Origin of the sequence: Pseudomonas sp. JV241A (genome assembly GCF_900275665.1) — a bacterium.
GTDB classification, from domain to species: domain Bacteria; phylum Pseudomonadota; class Gammaproteobacteria; order Pseudomonadales; family Pseudomonadaceae; genus Aquipseudomonas; species Aquipseudomonas wadenswilerensis.
Genome location: NZ_OPYO01000007.1, coordinates 120,329 through 137,388, shown reverse-complemented (window position 1 = coordinate 137,388; position 17,060 = coordinate 120,329). Strand labels below are relative to the sequence as shown.

Here is a 17,060-nt window from a genome sequence, read left to right as displayed (position 1 = left end):
ATCAGTCGCCGTAGATATCGGATTTGAAGTACCTGGCCTGGATCTTCTGGTATTCGCCGCTGGCGCGAATATCGTCGATGGCCTTGTTGAGCCTGCTGACCAGCTCGCCGTTGCCTTTGCGCACGGCAATCCCGGCACCTTCACCGACGTATTTCGGATCTTTCAGCTCAGGGCCGGTAAAGGCATAGTCCGCGCCGCGTGGCATCGACAGGAAGTCTTCCAGCGGGATGGTGTCGGCAAAAATCGCATCGACCCGTCCGGATGCCAGGTCCATGTAGATTTCTTCGTTGTTGCCGTAACGCTGGACCTTGATGCCCTTGGGTTCGAACACTTCGGTGGCGTAGCGATCAGTGGTGGTCGCGCGCTGCACGCCAACCGTCTTGCCCTTGAGGCTCGCGTACTGATCATCGACCACCGCACCTTTCTTCATCACCAGCCGCGATGAAGTGAAATAGTACTTGTGGGTGAAGTCCACGGATTTCTTGCGTTCTTCGCTGATGGTCATCGACGACAGGGCGGCGTCGATTTTCTTCACTTTCAGCGAAGGGATCAGACCGTCGAACTCGACCTCTTTCCACTCACACTTGACCTGCATCTGGGCGCACAGGGCATTGCCGATGTCGTAGTCGAAACCGACGATCTGGCCCTTGTCATTCTTCGAGGCAAAGGGTGGGTAGGCGGCTTCGATGCCGAGGCGCAGGGTATCCCCAGCGGCGAACAGACTGCTGCTGGCCACCAGGCTCAAGGCCAGACCGCTGATCAGGGTGAACTTGTTCATGACGGGTCTCTCTCGCTCGTTGTTGGAGGTGTGTTGCAAGACAGAGGAATAGGGGCAGGCAAGGGTCGGCCTGGAATTATTTTGTACTTATAATTCCATACTGGACTTTTTGGTATGAAAACTCAACAAGCAAAAGCATTGTGGGAGCTAGTGCAATCAGCACATCAGGTGTTGCCTGCATTGCGACCGCTACGCGCTCGATCGCTGGCAAGCCAGCTCCCACAGGGTTACCAGCGCCCGGCAGCCTCTTCATCACTCTGCTTGCCTTCGACCCAGCGCGGGCCGTCCCCGGTCTGTTCCTTCTTCCAGAACGGCGCGCGGGTCTTGAGGTAGTCCATGATGAAGTTGCAGGCGTCGAACGCGGCCTGGCGATGGGCACTGGCAACACCGACAAAAACGATCGGCTCACCCGGTTCAAGACCGCCGATGCGGTGCAGCACCTCGACCTTGAGCAGTGGCCAGCGCGCCTCGGCTTCAACCACGATCTTGGCCAGGGCCTTTTCGGTCATGCCCGGGTAGTGTTCGAGGAACATCCCCGCCACTTCCTGGCCATCATTGAAGTCGCGTACATAGCCAACAAAGCCGACCACCGCACCAACGCCGACATTCGCCGCGTGCATGGCATTGACTTCGACACCCGGATCAAAGGGTTCGCTCTGGACTCGAACGCTCATGCTCAGCCTCCGGTCACGGGCGGGAAGAACGCCACTTCGTCACCGTCTTCGAGCGGCTCATCCAGCTTGCACAGCTCTTCGTTACGCGCGCACATCAGGTTCTGTTCGCTCAGCACATCATGCTTGCCGCCCTTTGCGACCAGTGCCTTGCGTACGTCATCCAGGGTAGCGAACGAACCCTCGAGCTTCTCGGCATCAACACCCAGAGCTTCCCGATAACGGGCGAAATACATCACCTTAATGCTCATTTCACTTCATCCGCCTGGTAATGGCCGCTCTTGCCGCCCAGTTTCTCCAGCACGCGCACGCCGTCGATGATCATGCCGCGGTCGACCGCCTTGCACATGTCGTAGATGGTCAGGGCCGCGACGCTGGCAGCGGTCAGGGCTTCCATCTCCACGCCGGTCTGCCCGGCCAGCTTGCAGCGGGCGACGATGTAAACGGTGTCGTTGCCTTCAGCGCTGAGTTCGACCTTGACGCTGGTCAGCAGCAACGGGTGGCACAACGGGATCAGGTCGCTGGTTTTCTTTGCCGCCTGGATGCCGGCAATGCGCGCCACGGCAAACACGTCGCCCTTGGGGTGCTCGCCTTCGACGATCATCTGCAGGGTTTGCGGGAGCATGCGCACCCGCGCTTCGGCCACGGCCTCACGCGAAGTCACGGCTTTATCGGTGACGTCGACCATATTGGCGCGACCTTGGGAATCGAGATGAGTCAGCACAGCTTTCCTCCTGTTCAGGAGCAAAGAGTGTAAACCCTGGGGTCAGGTCTTCGAAGCGAAAAAAACCGGGCGGTATGACCGCCCGGTGCCTGGGGTTACAGATGCGATTCGGCGTATTCGGCCAGGATCGAGCGCGGCACGCCCTGCAGGGTGATGTGTACGCCGTTGGGGAAGTCCTTGAAGCGCTCGGTCAGGTAGGTCAGGCCCGAGCTGGTGGCGGACAGGTAAGGGGTGTCGATCTGCGCCAGGTTACCCAGGCAGATCACCTTGGAACCGGTACCGGCACGGGTGATGATGGTTTTCATCTGGTGCGGGGTTAGGTTCTGGCATTCGTCGATCAGGATCAGGCTTTGCTGGAAGCTGCGACCGCGAATGTAGTTCAGCGACTTGAACTGCAGCGGCACCCGCTCAAGGATGTACTCGACACTGCCATGGGTGTTTTCATCATCCATGTGCAGGGCTTCGAGGTTGTCGGTGATTGCCCCGAGCCAGGGCTCCATTTTTTCTGCTTCAGTGCCCGGCAGGAAACCGATCTCCTGGTCCAGCCCCTGCACGCTGCGGGTGGCGATGATGCGCCGGTAGCGCTTGCTGACCATGGTCTGCTCGATGGCGGCAGCCAGGGCCAGGATGGTCTTGCCGGAGCCGGCAGCGCCGGTCAGGTTGACCAGGTGGATATCCGGGTCGAGCAAGGCGAACAGCGCCAGGCTCTGGTGAATGTCGCGAGGCTTGAGGCCCCAGGCTTCCTGGTGCAGCAGCGGCTCCTGGTGCAGGTCGAGCAGCACCAGCTCGCCATCCTTGATGCCTTTGATCCAGCCAACGAAGCCCTGTTCGTCGATGATGAACTCGTTGATGTGCACGGCCGGCAGGTTGTCGATCATCTGTACCCGGTGCCAGGTGCGGCCATGATCCTGACGGGTCTCGACCTTGCTGACGCGGTCCCAGAATGACCCGGTGACGCTGTGATACCCCTTGGACAGCAAGGAAACGTCGTCGACCAGTTGGTCGGTGCTGTAGTCCTCGGCCGCGATCCCGCAGGCGCGGGCCTTGAGGCGCATGTTGATGTCTTTGGTCACCAGCACCACGTCCAGTTCCTGGCGCCGGCTGCGCAGCTCCAGCAACTGGTTGATGATGATGTTGTCGTTGAGGTTTTCCGGCAGCAGGCGGTTGGGCTCGTTGCGCGGGCTCATGAGAATCGACAGGAAGCCTTTGGGGCCGCTCTTGCCACGCTGGATCGGCACGCCCTGCTCGACATCGGTCGGCGAGGCATCACCCAGGGTCTGGTCGATCAGACGGATCGCCTGGCGACATTCGGCGGCAATCGTCTGTTTGCCAGTCTTGAGTTTGTCGAGCTCCTCCAGCACCGTCATCGGGATGGCGACGTGGTGCTCCTCGAAGTTGAGCAAGGCGTTTGGATCGTGAATCAGTACATTGGTATCGAGCACATAAAGGATTGGCTGGTTGGAGGAATTGGTGCGTCCTTGATCATCCATACTCGGTCACCTTTGTGGAAGCCAGACGACGCAATACCTGTGCGGTGCTGCGCCGCGAAGTGGCCGCCGGTTCTCCCCAGGCCCGCGTCGTTACGGGTAGGGAGCTGCGAACAAAGAATGGGCCGTAGGACGCCACCTGTGCTGCAGGGTTCGGCGGTCTGTCTTCGTAATACCGCAAAACCCATGACCGAAAAAAGCATTTTTACGTATTTTTGAAGTTTATTTTTCGATCGGCCAATTAGCCCTTGGCGCAGGGGCAAAGCACCGCTACAGTCATAAATCCAGTCATGTGAAATGCGTGCGGCGCTTTATTCCCTGCCGTCCAGAATCCCGGTCAATTTCACGACTTTTCGCCGAAATTCCTGCAATCTTCCCAACCAATTCCACTTTGCGCCGTTTGCTTGAGCAACCAGGCAACCACCTCCTGCGCCTTGGGTTGGGCATCGTGAAACTGGATCAGTCCCTTGCGCCACAGCAGCATCAAAGTCAGTACCCGCTGGGCCGACTGCTCACTGCTCAATGGCCCTTGATCCTGGGCGTCGATATCCCACAACACCACCTGCAGATGCTGACTGGCGAAGAACGCCTGGCTGTCGGCGCGGCGCTGGCCGTAAGGCGGTCTGAACAAGGGCACATACTGCTCTGGCAAGTCGCCCTGCACCCGCGCCTGGCTGCGCAGCACCGAATCCTGCCAGCCCTGCCACTGCCCATGGGAGCGGTACTGCCAGCCTTGCAGGCCGACGCACTGGCCTTTGTAGAGTGCGCGAAGCTCAGCCAGCGACGTCTTGTCGCGGCGGTTCTGCAGGCTGTTGCCAAGCACGAAAAAGGTAGCGCCAAGCCTTTGCCGGCGCAGGAACTCGGTCAGGCCGTCGGTGCTGCCGCCCGCCAGCGACGGGCCGCCGTCGAAGGTCAGCAGGAACAGCCGGTCATTGAGTTCGTCACCATTACGTTCAAGGTCGGAAAAGCGTTCGATCTCGCTGGCAGTCTGGGGGAACAGCGCGGCCTTGCGTAGCAGCTCATTCAGGTAGTGCTCATGAAAAGCCCGGCCCGGCTCGGCCCAACCGGCGTAGAACGAATCGGCGGCGACTTCGAAGGACGCGGTCTGCCTGCGAAAATCAGCCAGGTCGTCGATGGCATAACAGAACGAGGCATCCTGCTCGCAGCTCTTCTGGGCCAGGTCGTAGTTACGCCACAAGCGCTGCCACAGGCGCTGGCGCACGCTGTTGATCGACAGCAGGTTGACCTGACGCAGGTTCAGCCGCGCCGCCAGGGCGCCCTGGTCGAGCATTTCACTTTCGCCCAGCACCCGGGCAAAACCGAGGATCTCGGCACGCGAGGCGACATCGAACAGCGCCGGGCTGTCGAGCTGTTCCGGCCAGTGGCTGCGGTCGAAGGTGGCGACCGGGGCTGGTGCGGCCTGGGCCGTGAGGCTGAACAGGCCAGCCAGTAAGAGAAGGGCAATGCGCACGATCGGGCTCTCCGTTTTCCTCGCCGCGCACTATAACGCCAAGTGTCGGGATGGTCTGTGGCTATTGCCTTGATAGCTGGAGATCGCCGCCCCCGCCCCGTAGAATCGGCGCCACGAATAAAGGAGCCGACCTGATGCTGACGGTGATTTCCCCCGCCAAGACCCTCGACTACGACACCCCGCCGGTGACCCAGCGCTACACCCAGCCGCAGTACCTGGACGATTCCCAGGAGCTGATCGTACAGCTGCGTGAATTGTCGCCGGCACAGATCAGCGAGCTGATGCACCTCTCCGACAAGCTTTCGGGGCTCAACGCCGCGCGTTTCGGCAGCTGGACCCCGGCCTTCACCCCGGACAACGCCAAGCAGGCGCTGCTGGCGTTCAAGGGTGACGTGTACACCGGCCTGGATGCCCAGACCCTCAGCGAAGACGACTTCAGCTATGCCCAGGACCACCTGCGCATGCTCTCCGGCCTGTACGGCCTGCTGCGCCCGCTGGACCTGATGCAGCCCTACCGCCTGGAAATGGGCACCAAGCTGGCCAACGCCCGTGGCAAGGACCTGTATGCCTTCTGGGGCACGCGCATCAGCGAGTGGCTGAACCAGGCCCTGGCCGAGCAAGGCGACGACCTGCTGCTGAACCTGGCCAGCAACGAGTACTTCAGCGCGGTCAAGCGCAGCGCCCTCAAGGCGCGGGTGATCAACACCGAGTTCCGCGACTTCAAGAACGGCCAGTACAAGATCATCAGCTTCTACGCCAAAAAGGCCCGCGGCATGATGAGCCGCTTCGTGATCCAGGAGCGCATCAACGACCCCGAGCAGCTCAAGCAGTTCGATGTGCAGGGCTACTACTACAGTGCCGAGCTGTCGAAGGCGGATAACCTGGTGTTCCTGCGCGATCACGCGGACGAGTAAGCTACTTCGATTGAACGGAAGGCTAACCTCCATGACCAACTTGGAGGTTGGCGCAGCTGACACCTGAGACACAAATGTTCACAACATCCGTCTTGCCGATCAACCTTAGCAAACTATCCTTTCCAAGCCATACGTCTCACATCACTAAGGTTAAAATTGATGGCCTTCAACGACACGTTCCGGCTGAGCTCACATGCAGTAATTTTCAATCAGTCCAATGAGGTACTGATGCTCAAAGCGACTTACGGGGATTGCTCGTGGGGTCTTCCGGGGGGGGCATTGGAACCTGGAGAAACCATACATGAAGCCTTAAAGAGAGAATGTATCGAAGAGCTAGGTATCGAAATCTCTTCCCCATTGTTAACCGGCGTTTACTTTCACAAACACTACAACTCACACGCCTTTATCTTTCACTGCACTATTGAAGACACGAAAAAAATAAAACTAAGCGAAGAGCATTCCGAATGGCGCTATTTCTCAATCAGTCATCTGAGCACTGTACAGTCCACTAGAATTAATGACTGCCTGAACTATATCAATAGCGTTGTAAGTCGAAAGTTTTGACACCATAAAGCCCAAGCAACCTGTCAACCGACAGCACAAGACACCGCATACCATCGAAGATACGATGCTGCCGCCTTATGCTTACGACATCAAAGCATAGCATTCACGCAACCTAAAACCATGATTGACACCCACTAGTCATCGCCGTGAATAATCGCAACGTATAACCCCACCCCCACACTATAAAGAGCTTCCTACATTAGGACCGGAGTAGAACTACGTCCATTTTCCGTCCATTCCATTACCTTGAGCGCTAAAATCAAAAAGGTCATCTGCCGTCGCTGAAAATCAAGGTAATTCACAACCCATCAATGGACGACACCAACATGAGCCAATATAAAAACATAGCTTTTCAAGGCAATCTGTGGACCCGTTCAACAACAAGCTCATACGAAACAAGAAACAGCTTCAGATGGCTAAATAAAGAATCAAAAATACTGACCATCGGCAGTTGCTTCGCAACCAACTTCGGGCGGTGGATATCTAAACATGGCATCAGCACTACAACACCACCTTGGGGTCTACACTACAACAGCAAAACCATATTAAACGAACTCGAAAATTGCCTGGGCATTCCAACACAACAAATCACCTGGCAAGTGACTGACAATGAAAACGTCACCCATTTTTTCGATGCTAAACGTCACCCGATTTTCGCAAACACCGCTGACGAGTTGGCTACCATACGAGCGGGCCTAACGGAAGCAGGGAGTAAAGCAATATCTGATGCTACTGCTTTTCTCATCACTGTGGGGTTAACAGAGATTTGGGAGCAATACGAAGCCGATAACTGGCATTGCATCAACCGATCACCCATGAAAGGAATATCCGATCAAGCACCGCCTGTATTTCGCAACCGTTTTCAAACAGTAGCTGAAATAAAAAAAGATATAAAGCATATCGTTAACACCCTCAACCCAAACGCTAAGCGCGACCTCCCTATAGTATTTACAACCTCCCCCATCCCGCTGAAAACTAGCGGAATGAATTACGACCCTAGAATCGCGAACGTCAGATCGAAATCCAACTTAATAGCAGCCATTCACGAATTCTTAGATGAAAACCCTTCACTGAGCAACGTTTCCTACTTCCCTGCTTTCGAAATGTTCTACCAAGCCCCCGACTATGACGAATCGTGGCAACGTGATGGGCGCCACGTTACGGCTAAAAAAATAGATGAGGTATGTAGAATGTTCATTAACATCTACGCGTTGGATCCGGCTGTTTTTGAGAAAGCGATAGACTTTCAAGTACCGGAGGTTTGAGATGAGCAATGCGACTGTTAGACCTTTAGGTTATGACCTTGAACTAATATCCACCATCTATATCTCGCACTCTAAAAACTCTGTTCTCCCGTTGCTCGTCGCTTCATTAATGGTAAATGACATCTCAATTATAGCAATTGACGGGGATCATATTGATGACGTTCGAACCATGATAGACATAATCCAACACCTTGGAGCTCATTGCATACAGGAAAAAAATCGACTCATTGTTGACGCACGTGACTTGCAAAACTTTGATGCCAACATACCTGAATGTTCTAGCACCCGGTACAGTCTGCTGCTCCTAGGCGCACTAAGCGCACGCCTAGGAAAATCTAAGGTAGCTTTACCTGGGGGCTGCGATCTAAATAGACCTTTCGATTTCCACATTACCTGCCTTGAGGCTTTTGGCAACGAAATCACCGTTGATAACAGATCCATCACCTGTATACAAAAACATTCACCCAAGACCGAATTCTCCCTTCCATACCCATCTGTAGGCACAACACTACAAGCAATATTTTCTACCGTAATTGGCGATAGCAGATTAGCTATCATTATCAGAAACACAGCACTTGAACCGGAAATAGATGATGTTATTGCATTTCTCAACAAAGCAGGCGCGAAGGTTTTTCGGGACGACTCCAATATAACTGTGATCCCCGTGGGTCGCGGAAGTCTTTCCGCCGTGAGTCACGAGCCAATACATGACCGAATAGAGGCAAGCTCTTATGCCTTCGCTGCAGTGGCCACGAGAAAAGTAGTGCTACTAAAAAATTGCCCGGTCAAATTAATGACCCAAGCCCTTACAATTCTTGAGCAGCTAAAATGCATATTCTATATACAATCCGAGCACGACATACTGGTGGATGGAAGGTCTATAGAAGAAAGTGATCCCATTAGTGTCGTCACTCAACCTTACCCAGGTTTCCCCACTGACTTGCAACCCATTCTCGCGGCCCTATGCTGCACATTAAAAGCCGTTAGCCATATAAGAGATGAAGTAATGCCTCATCGAACAGGCTATGTTAAAGAACTTGAGAAAATCGGTGCACTCATTTCTTCTGACGGCAACAAAATAACTATAATGGGTTTCGAATCCCTATCAAATGCAGTCACTGTAAACGTCTCCGCCCCTGATCTGCGGGGAGGGATGGCAATAATCATCCTAGCGATTTCAAACGGATGTGATATAAGAATTGAATCATTCAACCAAATCCTGAGAGGTTACTCACGCATCATTAGCAATGCCCACATTCTCGGTGGAGCAATAAGTCATGAACACCCCTAAACCCACTAACCTCCTCCCTTACAACTCATATAGCCTCTGTGCCATTGCCGAACAGGCATATATTCCAACAAACACATCTGAACTAGAAGACGCCCTAGCCAGCACTAGCTCCGGTGCATCAAAGGTCATTGTAATAGGTGGAGGAACAAATATAATTTTGTCCAAACCTTATTACGACAAAAGAACCTGCTTCATAATAACGACATCGATGGACAGATACATTCATTGGAATGGATGCATATGTACCGCCAGTAGTTCAGTGCCCCTTCAAGCTTTGATTCAAGAAAGCCTGGACAAAAAACTTAAAGGCTTGGAAAAATTGGCTGGCATACCCGGCACCGTTGGTGGAGCTATATTTATGAACGCAGGTGCATACGGCATCGATATTCATCAACATGTTTTAGACGTCAAAACCTACGACCCGACCAACAAGAAATACAACATCTTCAGCAAAGAGCAACTAAAAAGCAATTACCGCTCAAGCATATTTCAAGTCAACAAAGAGATAATAATTGAGATCTCATTCAAACTTACACCTTCGAACACGCCTGAGTGCGAGGCTGAAACCGCACGTGAAATTTTATCCAGACGGAATAGAACCCTCCCACACATATTCCCAAACGCCGGCAGTGTTTTTAAACGACCAGCGTCCGGTTTGCGCGTTGGCGAGATCATGGAAGCCCTTGGCATGAAGCGATTCAGAATTGGAGGGGCTATGATTTCCGATTTGCACGGAGGATTCATAGTTAACATTTCTCAGGCAAACGGATGCGACATTATCAATTTAGCAGAACTCATGAAAAAAGCTGCACGAGAGAAACTTAATACCCACTTAGAGCTAGAGCAAATAATAATATGACCTTCTATCTTAAAGAGCGCCTATCAAGCAAACTTAAACCCATAATAAACACCCCTAGCGTTGGCGTACGCGCTGCCATCATAAACAAACAGCACCAAATACTATTAATTAAACACACCTATAGAGAGGGCTGGCATATGCCCGGCGGAGGACTCGCCCCCGGCGAAACGCCTATACAAGGAATCTCTCGAGAAGTAAAAGAGGAGACAAACCTACACATAGAGTCAGCAGCGGTTGTCTCGGTCTTGCTTAACAAATGGAGATCGCAACATGACTATGTAATCCTGTTCAAAGTCATACAGTTCACTGGTTCACCGTGCATTAATGACCCGAGCGAAATACTTGACATTGAATGGTTTAACACCAACCAACTTCCAGAAGACATAACAATAAACACACGCCGACGCATAGAGGAAATTATTTCAGGAGAACCTAACAATGGCCATTGGTGACTGGTTGAAAATAACCTGCTTAAAAAATCTGGACTCTGTTTGTTCTAGCTGGCGTCCTACTGTGGTTTTTTCTTTCATGGACCCTGGCACGTCCCTAAAAAACTTTATGCATTACAGGCCAACCCATCATTTCACATATGAATTTTACGATCAGGAAATGAGCGCAAACCCTGAAGCGATCAGAGCCATTATAGAGAGTTACTTCCAAGACATAAAAAACCTGCAAATAGACCAAACCACAAGGATCCTATTCCACTGCCACGCCGGTGTCAGTAGAAGCACAGCGTGTGCATACATTTTTATTCACCAACACCATAGCTCCAACACCGGCGCGCAATCATTTTCAGACCTAATGACACTAGTTAATAAACCTTGGCCAAACTACAAAATCTGCGAAACAGCCGATGAAATCCTCTCACTGGGAGGAGCGCTAACACGGCCACTTACAGAGTACCGAAATCAGTTTAAAAAGAGGCTATCTGCTTACCGTCGCCTCAATAGATCTAGAGGTCTTATTTCACCTGTAAATCGATAAACACTACGCAGAGGCAGGCCCATGGAAAACTACAAGCTCTCCACAGGGAACGTTGACGAAATTCGTCTTGATACTCTGAATTCAATATACAACCCTTACAGCCAGCGCTTCATAGAAAAGCATCTATTCAATTACCATCTCCCAACGTCGCTACTGGATATAGGATGCGGACATGGACACATGACTTGTTACTTCGCAAAGCAATTAGTTGACGTAGGCAGAGTTACAGGACAAGACAACTCTGAAAGCCAAATATTAATTGCGATCAACAGGGCTAAAGTACAAAACTTGAGAAATACAGCATTCGAGATCGGGGATATTTCGAAGCCTTCGTCTAGCGTTGTAAAATTCTCCTGTACCTACAGTCGATTTCTTCTAATGCATCTAAGCAATAAGCTAGAGGCCATCTCCAACACTGCGAATTTACTTGACGAGGATGGCATTTCAATATTTGAAGAACCCTGTTTATCCAGCCAATTTTGCCACCCGTACTTTCCGGAGTTTTACAGAGCCAATGAGCTAACCATTCAGCTCGGAAAGGCAAGTCGTCTATCATACGACTCAGCGGTATCATTACTTGAAGATATCTCTAAATTTTACTACATAGACGCTATTGAGATCTCCCAGCCTATCCTTGATACATCAATAAAAAAACAAATCATTCTTGATTCATTCCTTCAGATCGCGCCAGCGCTTATAAATAGCAGACTCACCGATGATTTCGAAGTCAAAGAAATCACAAGTAAGCTCAGCGAGTTTGTGCTGGCCGACTCCAGCTTTTCCGGCGGTTTGAGGGTTTTCCATATCAAGGCAAGGCTAAAAAACTATCGTGGCCTCGTCGGTAGTTGACAGCTCGGCTCCGCCTCCAGCCGGCGGCTTTCATCGCAGGCACGTTAAAGGTCGAGGCTGAGAGCAGGTCCACAAGCAAGCGAGCAAAACGCCAAAGCTCATCGAGCATGCTAGCAGCAACACCGAGCTCCGCGATATCAAGAACGGCCAGTACAAGATCATCAGCTTCTACGCCAAAAAGGCCCGCGGCATGATGAGCCGCTTCGTGATCCAGGAGCGCATCAACGACCCCGAGCAGCTCAAGCAGTTCGCTGTGCAGGGCTACTACTACAGTGCCGAGCTGTCGAAGGCGGATAACCTGGTGTTCCTGCGCGATCACGCGGACGAGTAAATACCAAACGCGGGGCAAGCCCGCTCCCACAGGTCCAGTGGACACAGGTTTTTTGTGGGAGCTGGCTTGCCAGCGATGACGCCCGAATAATCGACGTAATCCTGACGTCAAAAAACCACCCTTCTAGCTTTATCGCAAAACGCCATAAGACCGTTCGTAATTTTTTGACGAATTTCGAAAAATAATTTCCGGTACTGGCACAAAAACATCCCCCCTCGAGTTCGTCCTTTATAAACAGGGACGAAACTGCCAAGTGCTATCAAAGTGAAAGTATGGCCATCAGCTAAAATATTAAAAAATCTTTCACCACCGCTGAACTCACCCCGGAACTTATCCCTTCAGCCGTCGCTCATACCACCCGTAACGATTCTCGAGCGTTATGTGAGAGATGACCTACATCATTGACTGGAGCGCACAGCCATTGTGCATCCAGACAACTTTGACTTGAGTGTCGGTCGCCCGACCTACAGTTGAACCCAGGAGAAACGCGCCCCTACAAATCGTCCTTGTGGTTGATTTCAAAGGATTTTATTCACTTGAAAGAACAAGCACTGCAGTTCCGGGTAACCGATCTGCAATAAAGACGGCTGCATAACAGGGCACGTCCATAATTATTGGCCTTTGGCTGCCAACTTTAAGTGCAGACACTTTTGCACTTGATACTTATATGCCTGCACACGGTGAAGTGACATCTTTTTGCCACGCCGCCGTGTGCCCGATAACTGCTGGTTAATCAACCCGGTCTGGCTCTTCTAATTGAGCCGGCGTGATAAACACATGAGGTGAATGCGATGCGTATCAGCATCTTTGGTTTGGGTTATGTGGGTGCAGTCTGTGCTGGCTGCCTGTCGGCACGTGGCCATGAAGTGATTGGCGTCGATGTATCCACCACCAAGATCGACCTGATCAACCAAGGCAAATCGCCAATTGTCGAACCGGGCCTCGAGGCCCTGCTGCAACAGGGTATCGACAACGGCCGCCTGCGTGGCACCACCGATTTTGCCGCCGCCATCCGCGACAGCGACCTGTCGATGATCTGTGTCGGCACGCCGAGCAAGAAGAACGGCGACCTGGGCCTGGAATACATCGAGTCGGTGTGCCGCGAAATCGGTTTCGTACTGCGGGAAAAATCCAGCCGCCACACCATCGTGGTGCGCAGCACCGTGCTGCCGGGCACGGTGAAGAACGTGGTCATCCCGATCCTCGAAGACTGCTCGGGGAAAAAGGCCGGCGTCGACTTCGGCGTGGCGGTCAACCCGGAATTCCTGCGCGAAAGCACCGCGATCAAGGACTACGACCAACCGCCCATGACCGTCATCGGCGAGCTGGACAAGACCAGTGGCGACCTTCTGCAATCGCTGTACGAAGAACTCGACGCACCGATCATCCGCAAGGACATCGAAGTGGCCGAGATGATCAAGTACACCTGCAACGTCTGGCACGCCACCAAGGTCACCTTCGCCAACGAGATCGGCAACATCGCCAAGGCAGTCGGCGTCGATGGCCGCGAGGTGATGGACGTGGTCTGCCAGGACAAGGCCCTGAACCTGTCGCAGTACTACATGCGCCCGGGCTTTGCCTTCGGCGGCTCGTGCCTGCCCAAGGACGTGCGCGCCCTGACCTACCGCGCCGGCAGCCTGGACGTCAAAGCACCGCTGCTCAACTCGCTGATGACCAGCAACGAATCGCAGGTGCAGAACGCCTTCGACATCATCGAGAGCCACGACAAGCGCAAGATCGCCCTGCTCGGCCTGAGCTTCAAGGCCGGCACCGACGACCTGCGTGAAAGCCCGCTGGTGGAACTGGCCGAACGCCTGATCGGCAAGGGCTACGACCTGAACATCTACGACAGCAACGTCGAGTATGCGCGGGTCAACGGCGCCAACAAGGACTACATCGAGTCGAAGATCCCCCACGTGTCGTCGCTGCTCAATGCCGACTTCGACCAGGTGATCAAGCACGCCGACGTGATCGTCCTAGGCAACCGCGACGAGAAATTCCGTGCCCTGGCCCAACAGGCTCCGGAAGGCAAACAGGTCATCGACCTGGTCGGTTTCATGAACAAACCATCCTGCCCGGCCAGCCGTACCGAAGGTATCTGCTGGTAACCCGCAGGCTGGGCGGGGCCTTCCGGCCCCGCCCAGCATCAACGCCCTTTCCATTCGATACGGATGCAGAACATGCAAAGGCTCAAGCACGGCCTGCTACAGGTCGCCGGTTGGCTGTTCTACGTGAGCTTGCTCATGTTGATCGCCCTGGCCTTGCCCAACTCCATTTTCGACCCCGACTCGAAGGACTTCATTTTCCTGGTCGGCGCCGTCGGCATCTGGCGCTATTCCATGGGTGCCACGCACTTTGTGCGCGGCATGCTGTTCCTCTACGTGGTCTACCCCTACCTGCGGCGCAAGGTGCGCAAGCTCGGTAGCGCGGCCGACCCGTCCCACGTGTACCTGATGGTCACCAGTTTTCGCATCGATGCCCTGACTACCGCCCAGGTCTACAGCTCGGTGATCCGCGAGGCAATCGACTGCGGCTACCCGACCACTGTGGTCTGTTCGCTGGTGGAAATGTCCGACGAACTGCTGGTGAAAAGCCTGTGGGAAAAATACAACCCGCCGGAGCGCGTGACCCTCGACTTCGTGCGCATTGCCGGTACCGGCAAGCGCGACGGCCTGGCCTATGGCTTTCGTGCCATCTCCCGCCACCTGCCGGATGAAAATGCCGTGGTCGCGGTGATCGACGGTGACACCGTGCTCGGCGAAGGCGTGGTACGCAAGACCGTGCCCTGGTTCAAGCTGTTCGGCAATGTCGGCGGCCTGACCACCAATGAATTCTGTGAAGTGCGTGGCGGCTACATCATGAGCGAGTGGCACAAGCTGCGCTTCGCCCAGCGCCACATCAACATGTGCTCGATGGCCCTGTCCAAGCGCGTGCTGACCATGACCGGGCGCATGTCGGTGTTCCGCGCCGCGGTGGTGACCAACCCGGAGTTCATCGCCGACGTCGAGAACGACTCGCTGCAGCACTGGCGCCTGGGCCGCTTCAAGTTCCTCACCGGCGACGACAAGTCGAGCTGGTTCAGCCTCATGCGCCTGGGCTACGACACCTTCTACGTGCCGGACGCGGCGATCAACACGGTCGAGCACCCGCCGGAAAAGAGCTTCATCAAGGCCAGCCGCAAACTGATGTACCGCTGGTACGGCAACAACCTGCGGCAGAACTCCCGGGCCCTGGGCCTGGGTATCCGCCGCCTGGGCCTGTTCACCAGCGTGGTGCTGTTCGACCAGCGCGTGTCGATGTGGACCAGCCTGCTGGGCCTGACCGTCGCGGTGATCGCCAGCCTCAAGTTCGGCCCGGCGTTCCTGCTGGTGTACCTGCTGTGGATCGGCATCACCCGGTTGATCCTGACGATCATGCTGCTGTGCTCGGGCCACAACATCGGCCCGGCCTACCCGCTGATTCTTTATTACAACCAGATCGTCGGCGCGATCATGAAGATCTACGTGTTCTTCCGCCTCGACAAGCAGTCCTGGACCCGCCAGCCCACTGCCCTCAAACGCGACCTCGCCAGCTTTCAACAATGGTTCAACACCTGGTCCTCCCGGACCATGACCTTCTCGGCGGCCAGCATCTTCATTGCTGTGCTGTTCATGGTCGTGTGAGCCGGAACCCGATTGGATTAAACAGGAACAAATCGCCATGAATACCGCCGTGAACGTCAATGTCGTGCATGAGTCCGAAGCACAGCGCCAGCACGCCCGGGTGCGCATCCCGGCCAAGCTGCGCTACCTGGGTCAGAACCGCGAAACCCTGGAAGTGAAGGTCGATGACCTCTCGGCCGGCGGCCTGAGCTTCCATGCCAAGCACCCGTTGAAAGTCGGCGAAGTGCTGCGCGGGCGCCTGCAGTTCACCGTCGACAAACTCGGCCTGGCCATGGACATCGAGTTCCAGGTGCGCTCTTTCGACCCCTCCAGCGGCCGCACCGGCGTGCAGTTCCAGAACCTTGAACCACGCGACATCGCCACTCTGCGCCACATCATCACCTCGCACCTGTCGGGTGAGCTGATCACCATGGGCGATGTACTCAGCACCCTGCAGCGCGACAACTTCACCAAGGCGCGCAAACAAAAAGACGCCAACGGCGGCATGAGCGCTTTTGGCCGCCTGCGGGCAGTGACCTTCAGCCTCGGCGTGTTCGTGGTCGGCGTGGCGGCGTTCGGTTTCATCGCCAAGTCGGTGTATGGCCTGTACTTCGTCAGCCATGCCCAGGCCGGGGTGGTCAGCGTGCCGACCAGCAACGTCACCATGCCGCGCGACGGCACCGTGCAGGGCCTGGTGGAAAACGGCGGCCAGGTGGTCAAGGGCGCGCCATTGGCCTCGTTCAGCACCAGCATGCTGGACATGCTCAAGGGCCACCTGGATGACCAGCAGCTGGAGCCGGCCAAGGTCGAGGAGCTGTTCGGCAAACAGATGAGCGGCACCCTGACCAGCCCCTGCGATTGCGTGGTCGCCCGCCAGCTGGTGGATAACGGCCAGTACGCCAGCAAGGGCCAGGTGATCTTCCAGCTGGTCCCGCGCACCACCATCCCCACCGTCGAAGCACGCTTCAGCTATCGCCAGTTCGATGACGTCCAACCGGGGTCGCGCGTGCACTTCACCGTCGCCGGCGAAGACCAGACCCGCACCGGGCAGATCGTCAACAGCACCAGCCTGAACAGCGAAGACCTGTCGTCGGACATCCGCGTGCAGATCAAGCCGGATGAGTCGCTGCCCAGCGAACTGGCCGGCCGCCCGGTAGCGGTGGACAGCAACCGTGGCCCGTCGCTGGATTGGCTGATCGATAAAGCCATGGCCCGTGGGCTCTAAGGG

General features: G+C 54.8%; 16 protein-coding genes. 10 read left to right on the top strand and 6 right to left on the bottom strand.

The window, feature by feature from the left end; all coding sequences use genetic code 11:
* Window position 1: 1 nt before the first annotated feature.
* The 6 genes from JV241A_RS04035 to JV241A_RS04010 all read right to left on the bottom strand — a co-directional run bounded on the left by JV241A_RS04035 (window position 2) and on the right by JV241A_RS04010 (window position 5,131).
* Window positions 2-778, bottom strand: coding sequence for an ABC transporter substrate-binding protein (locus JV241A_RS04035; RefSeq protein WP_115085398.1), 777 nt, complete (start codon window positions 776-778; stop codon window positions 2-4).
* A gap of 227 nt (window positions 779-1,005) precedes the next feature.
* Window positions 1,006-1,452, bottom strand: coding sequence for a molybdopterin synthase catalytic subunit MoaE (moaE, locus tag JV241A_RS04030; RefSeq protein WP_115085397.1), 447 nt, complete (start codon window positions 1,450-1,452; stop codon window positions 1,006-1,008).
* Between the two features lie 2 nt (window positions 1,453-1,454).
* The gene (gene moaD, locus JV241A_RS04025; protein WP_038998825.1) at window positions 1,455-1,700 is read right to left on the bottom strand and encodes a molybdopterin converting factor subunit 1; all 246 of its coding nucleotides are present in this window, start codon (window positions 1,698-1,700) and stop codon (window positions 1,455-1,457) included.
* The gene (moaC, locus tag JV241A_RS04020) at window positions 1,697-2,173 is read right to left on the bottom strand and encodes a cyclic pyranopterin monophosphate synthase MoaC (RefSeq protein WP_010220726.1); all 477 of its coding nucleotides are present in this window, start codon (window positions 2,171-2,173) and stop codon (window positions 1,697-1,699) included. The genes moaD and moaC overlap by 4 nt, the downstream gene beginning before the upstream one ends.
* A gap of 95 nt (window positions 2,174-2,268) precedes the next feature.
* Window positions 2,269-3,663 (bottom strand): PhoH family protein, encoded by a 1,395-nt coding sequence (locus tag JV241A_RS04015; protein ID WP_038998824.1) that lies wholly within the window; start codon window positions 3,661-3,663, stop codon window positions 2,269-2,271.
* 340 nt (window positions 3,664-4,003) lie between these two features.
* Window positions 4,004-5,131 carry a polysaccharide deacetylase family protein gene (locus tag JV241A_RS04010; protein WP_134061413.1) on the bottom strand — a complete coding sequence of 376 codons (1,128 nt, stop codon included), beginning with the start codon at window positions 5,129-5,131 and terminating at the stop codon, window positions 4,004-4,006.
* A 134-nt stretch (window positions 5,132-5,265) separates the two neighbouring features.
* Here JV241A_RS04010 and yaaA (JV241A_RS04005) point away from each other — a divergent pair, with 134 nt between their 5' ends.
* From yaaA (JV241A_RS04005) to JV241A_RS03955, 10 genes are all read left to right on the top strand, one after another.
* Window positions 5,266-6,045: a peroxide stress protein YaaA gene (gene yaaA / locus JV241A_RS04005; RefSeq protein ID WP_134061412.1), complete on the top strand. Its 780-nt coding sequence runs from the start codon at window positions 5,266-5,268 to the stop codon at window positions 6,043-6,045.
* Between the two features lie 159 nt (window positions 6,046-6,204).
* A complete protein-coding gene (locus JV241A_RS04000) occupies window positions 6,205-6,609 on the top strand; it encodes an NUDIX domain-containing protein (protein ID WP_134061411.1) in 405 nt (134 codons plus the stop codon).
* Window positions 6,610-6,935: 326 nt separating this feature from the next.
* Window positions 6,936-7,874 (top strand): GSCFA domain-containing protein, encoded by a 939-nt coding sequence (locus JV241A_RS03995; RefSeq protein WP_166675641.1) that lies wholly within the window; start codon window positions 6,936-6,938, stop codon window positions 7,872-7,874.
* A gap of 1 nt (window position 7,875) precedes the next feature.
* Window positions 7,876-9,165 (top strand): UDP-N-acetylglucosamine 1-carboxyvinyltransferase, encoded by a 1,290-nt coding sequence (locus tag JV241A_RS03990; protein ID WP_134061409.1) that lies wholly within the window; start codon window positions 7,876-7,878, stop codon window positions 9,163-9,165.
* Entirely contained in the window at window positions 9,152-10,024 is an 873-nt protein-coding gene (gene murB / locus JV241A_RS03985) for a UDP-N-acetylmuramate dehydrogenase (RefSeq protein ID WP_134061408.1), read from the top strand. Before JV241A_RS03990 ends, murB begins: the two co-directional genes overlap by 14 nt.
* A gap of 1,008 nt (window positions 10,025-11,032) precedes the next feature.
* On the top strand, window positions 11,033-11,860 hold the full coding sequence (locus JV241A_RS03975; RefSeq protein ID WP_134061406.1) for a class I SAM-dependent methyltransferase: 828 nt from the start codon (window positions 11,033-11,035) through the stop codon (window positions 11,858-11,860).
* A gap of 100 nt (window positions 11,861-11,960) precedes the next feature.
* Window positions 11,961-12,191 carry a peroxide stress protein YaaA gene (yaaA, locus tag JV241A_RS03970; RefSeq protein WP_275670873.1) on the top strand — a complete coding sequence of 77 codons (231 nt, stop codon included), beginning with the start codon at window positions 11,961-11,963 and terminating at the stop codon, window positions 12,189-12,191.
* A gap of 791 nt (window positions 12,192-12,982) precedes the next feature.
* On the top strand, window positions 12,983-14,299 hold the full coding sequence (locus tag JV241A_RS03965) for a UDP-glucose/GDP-mannose dehydrogenase family protein (RefSeq protein ID WP_010220716.1): 1,317 nt from the start codon (window positions 12,983-12,985) through the stop codon (window positions 14,297-14,299).
* Between the two features lie 63 nt (window positions 14,300-14,362).
* On the top strand, window positions 14,363-15,853 hold the full coding sequence (gene alg8, locus JV241A_RS03960) for a mannuronan synthase (RefSeq protein ID WP_026001177.1): 1,491 nt from the start codon (window positions 14,363-14,365) through the stop codon (window positions 15,851-15,853).
* A gap of 37 nt (window positions 15,854-15,890) precedes the next feature.
* Window positions 15,891-17,057: an alginate biosynthesis protein Alg44 gene (locus JV241A_RS03955; RefSeq protein WP_134061405.1), complete on the top strand. Its 1,167-nt coding sequence runs from the start codon at window positions 15,891-15,893 to the stop codon at window positions 17,055-17,057.
* Window positions 17,058-17,060 lie beyond the last annotated feature (3 nt).

What these genes read in the sequence shown, in the direction of transcription:
- JV241A_RS03995 (WP_166675641.1), top strand. Translation starts at nt 6,936, where the DNA reads ATGAGCCAATATAAAAACATAGCTTTTCAAGGCAATCTGTGGACCCGT.
- JV241A_RS03990 (WP_134061409.1), top strand. Translation starts at nt 7,876, where the DNA reads ATGAGCAATGCGACTGTTAGACCTTTAGGTTATGACCTTGAACTAATA.
- JV241A_RS04015 (WP_038998824.1), bottom strand. Translation starts at nt 3,663, where the DNA reads ATGGATGATCAAGGACGCACCAATTCCTCCAACCAGCCAATCCTTTAT.
- murB (WP_134061408.1), top strand. Translation starts at nt 9,152, where the DNA reads ATGAACACCCCTAAACCCACTAACCTCCTCCCTTACAACTCATATAGC.
- yaaA (WP_134061412.1), top strand. Translation starts at nt 5,266, where the DNA reads ATGCTGACGGTGATTTCCCCCGCCAAGACCCTCGACTACGACACCCCG.
- JV241A_RS03975 (WP_134061406.1), top strand. Translation starts at nt 11,033, where the DNA reads ATGGAAAACTACAAGCTCTCCACAGGGAACGTTGACGAAATTCGTCTT.
- JV241A_RS04035 (WP_115085398.1), bottom strand. Translation starts at nt 778, where the DNA reads ATGAACAAGTTCACCCTGATCAGCGGTCTGGCCTTGAGCCTGGTGGCC.
- moaE (WP_115085397.1), bottom strand. Translation starts at nt 1,452, where the DNA reads ATGAGCGTTCGAGTCCAGAGCGAACCCTTTGATCCGGGTGTCGAAGTC.
- moaD (WP_038998825.1), bottom strand. Translation starts at nt 1,700, where the DNA reads ATGAGCATTAAGGTGATGTATTTCGCCCGTTATCGGGAAGCTCTGGGT.
- JV241A_RS03955 (WP_134061405.1), top strand. Translation starts at nt 15,891, where the DNA reads ATGAATACCGCCGTGAACGTCAATGTCGTGCATGAGTCCGAAGCACAG.
- JV241A_RS03965 (WP_010220716.1), top strand. Translation starts at nt 12,983, where the DNA reads ATGCGTATCAGCATCTTTGGTTTGGGTTATGTGGGTGCAGTCTGTGCT.
- alg8 (WP_026001177.1), top strand. Translation starts at nt 14,363, where the DNA reads ATGCAGAACATGCAAAGGCTCAAGCACGGCCTGCTACAGGTCGCCGGT.
- JV241A_RS04000 (WP_134061411.1), top strand. Translation starts at nt 6,205, where the DNA reads ATGGCCTTCAACGACACGTTCCGGCTGAGCTCACATGCAGTAATTTTC.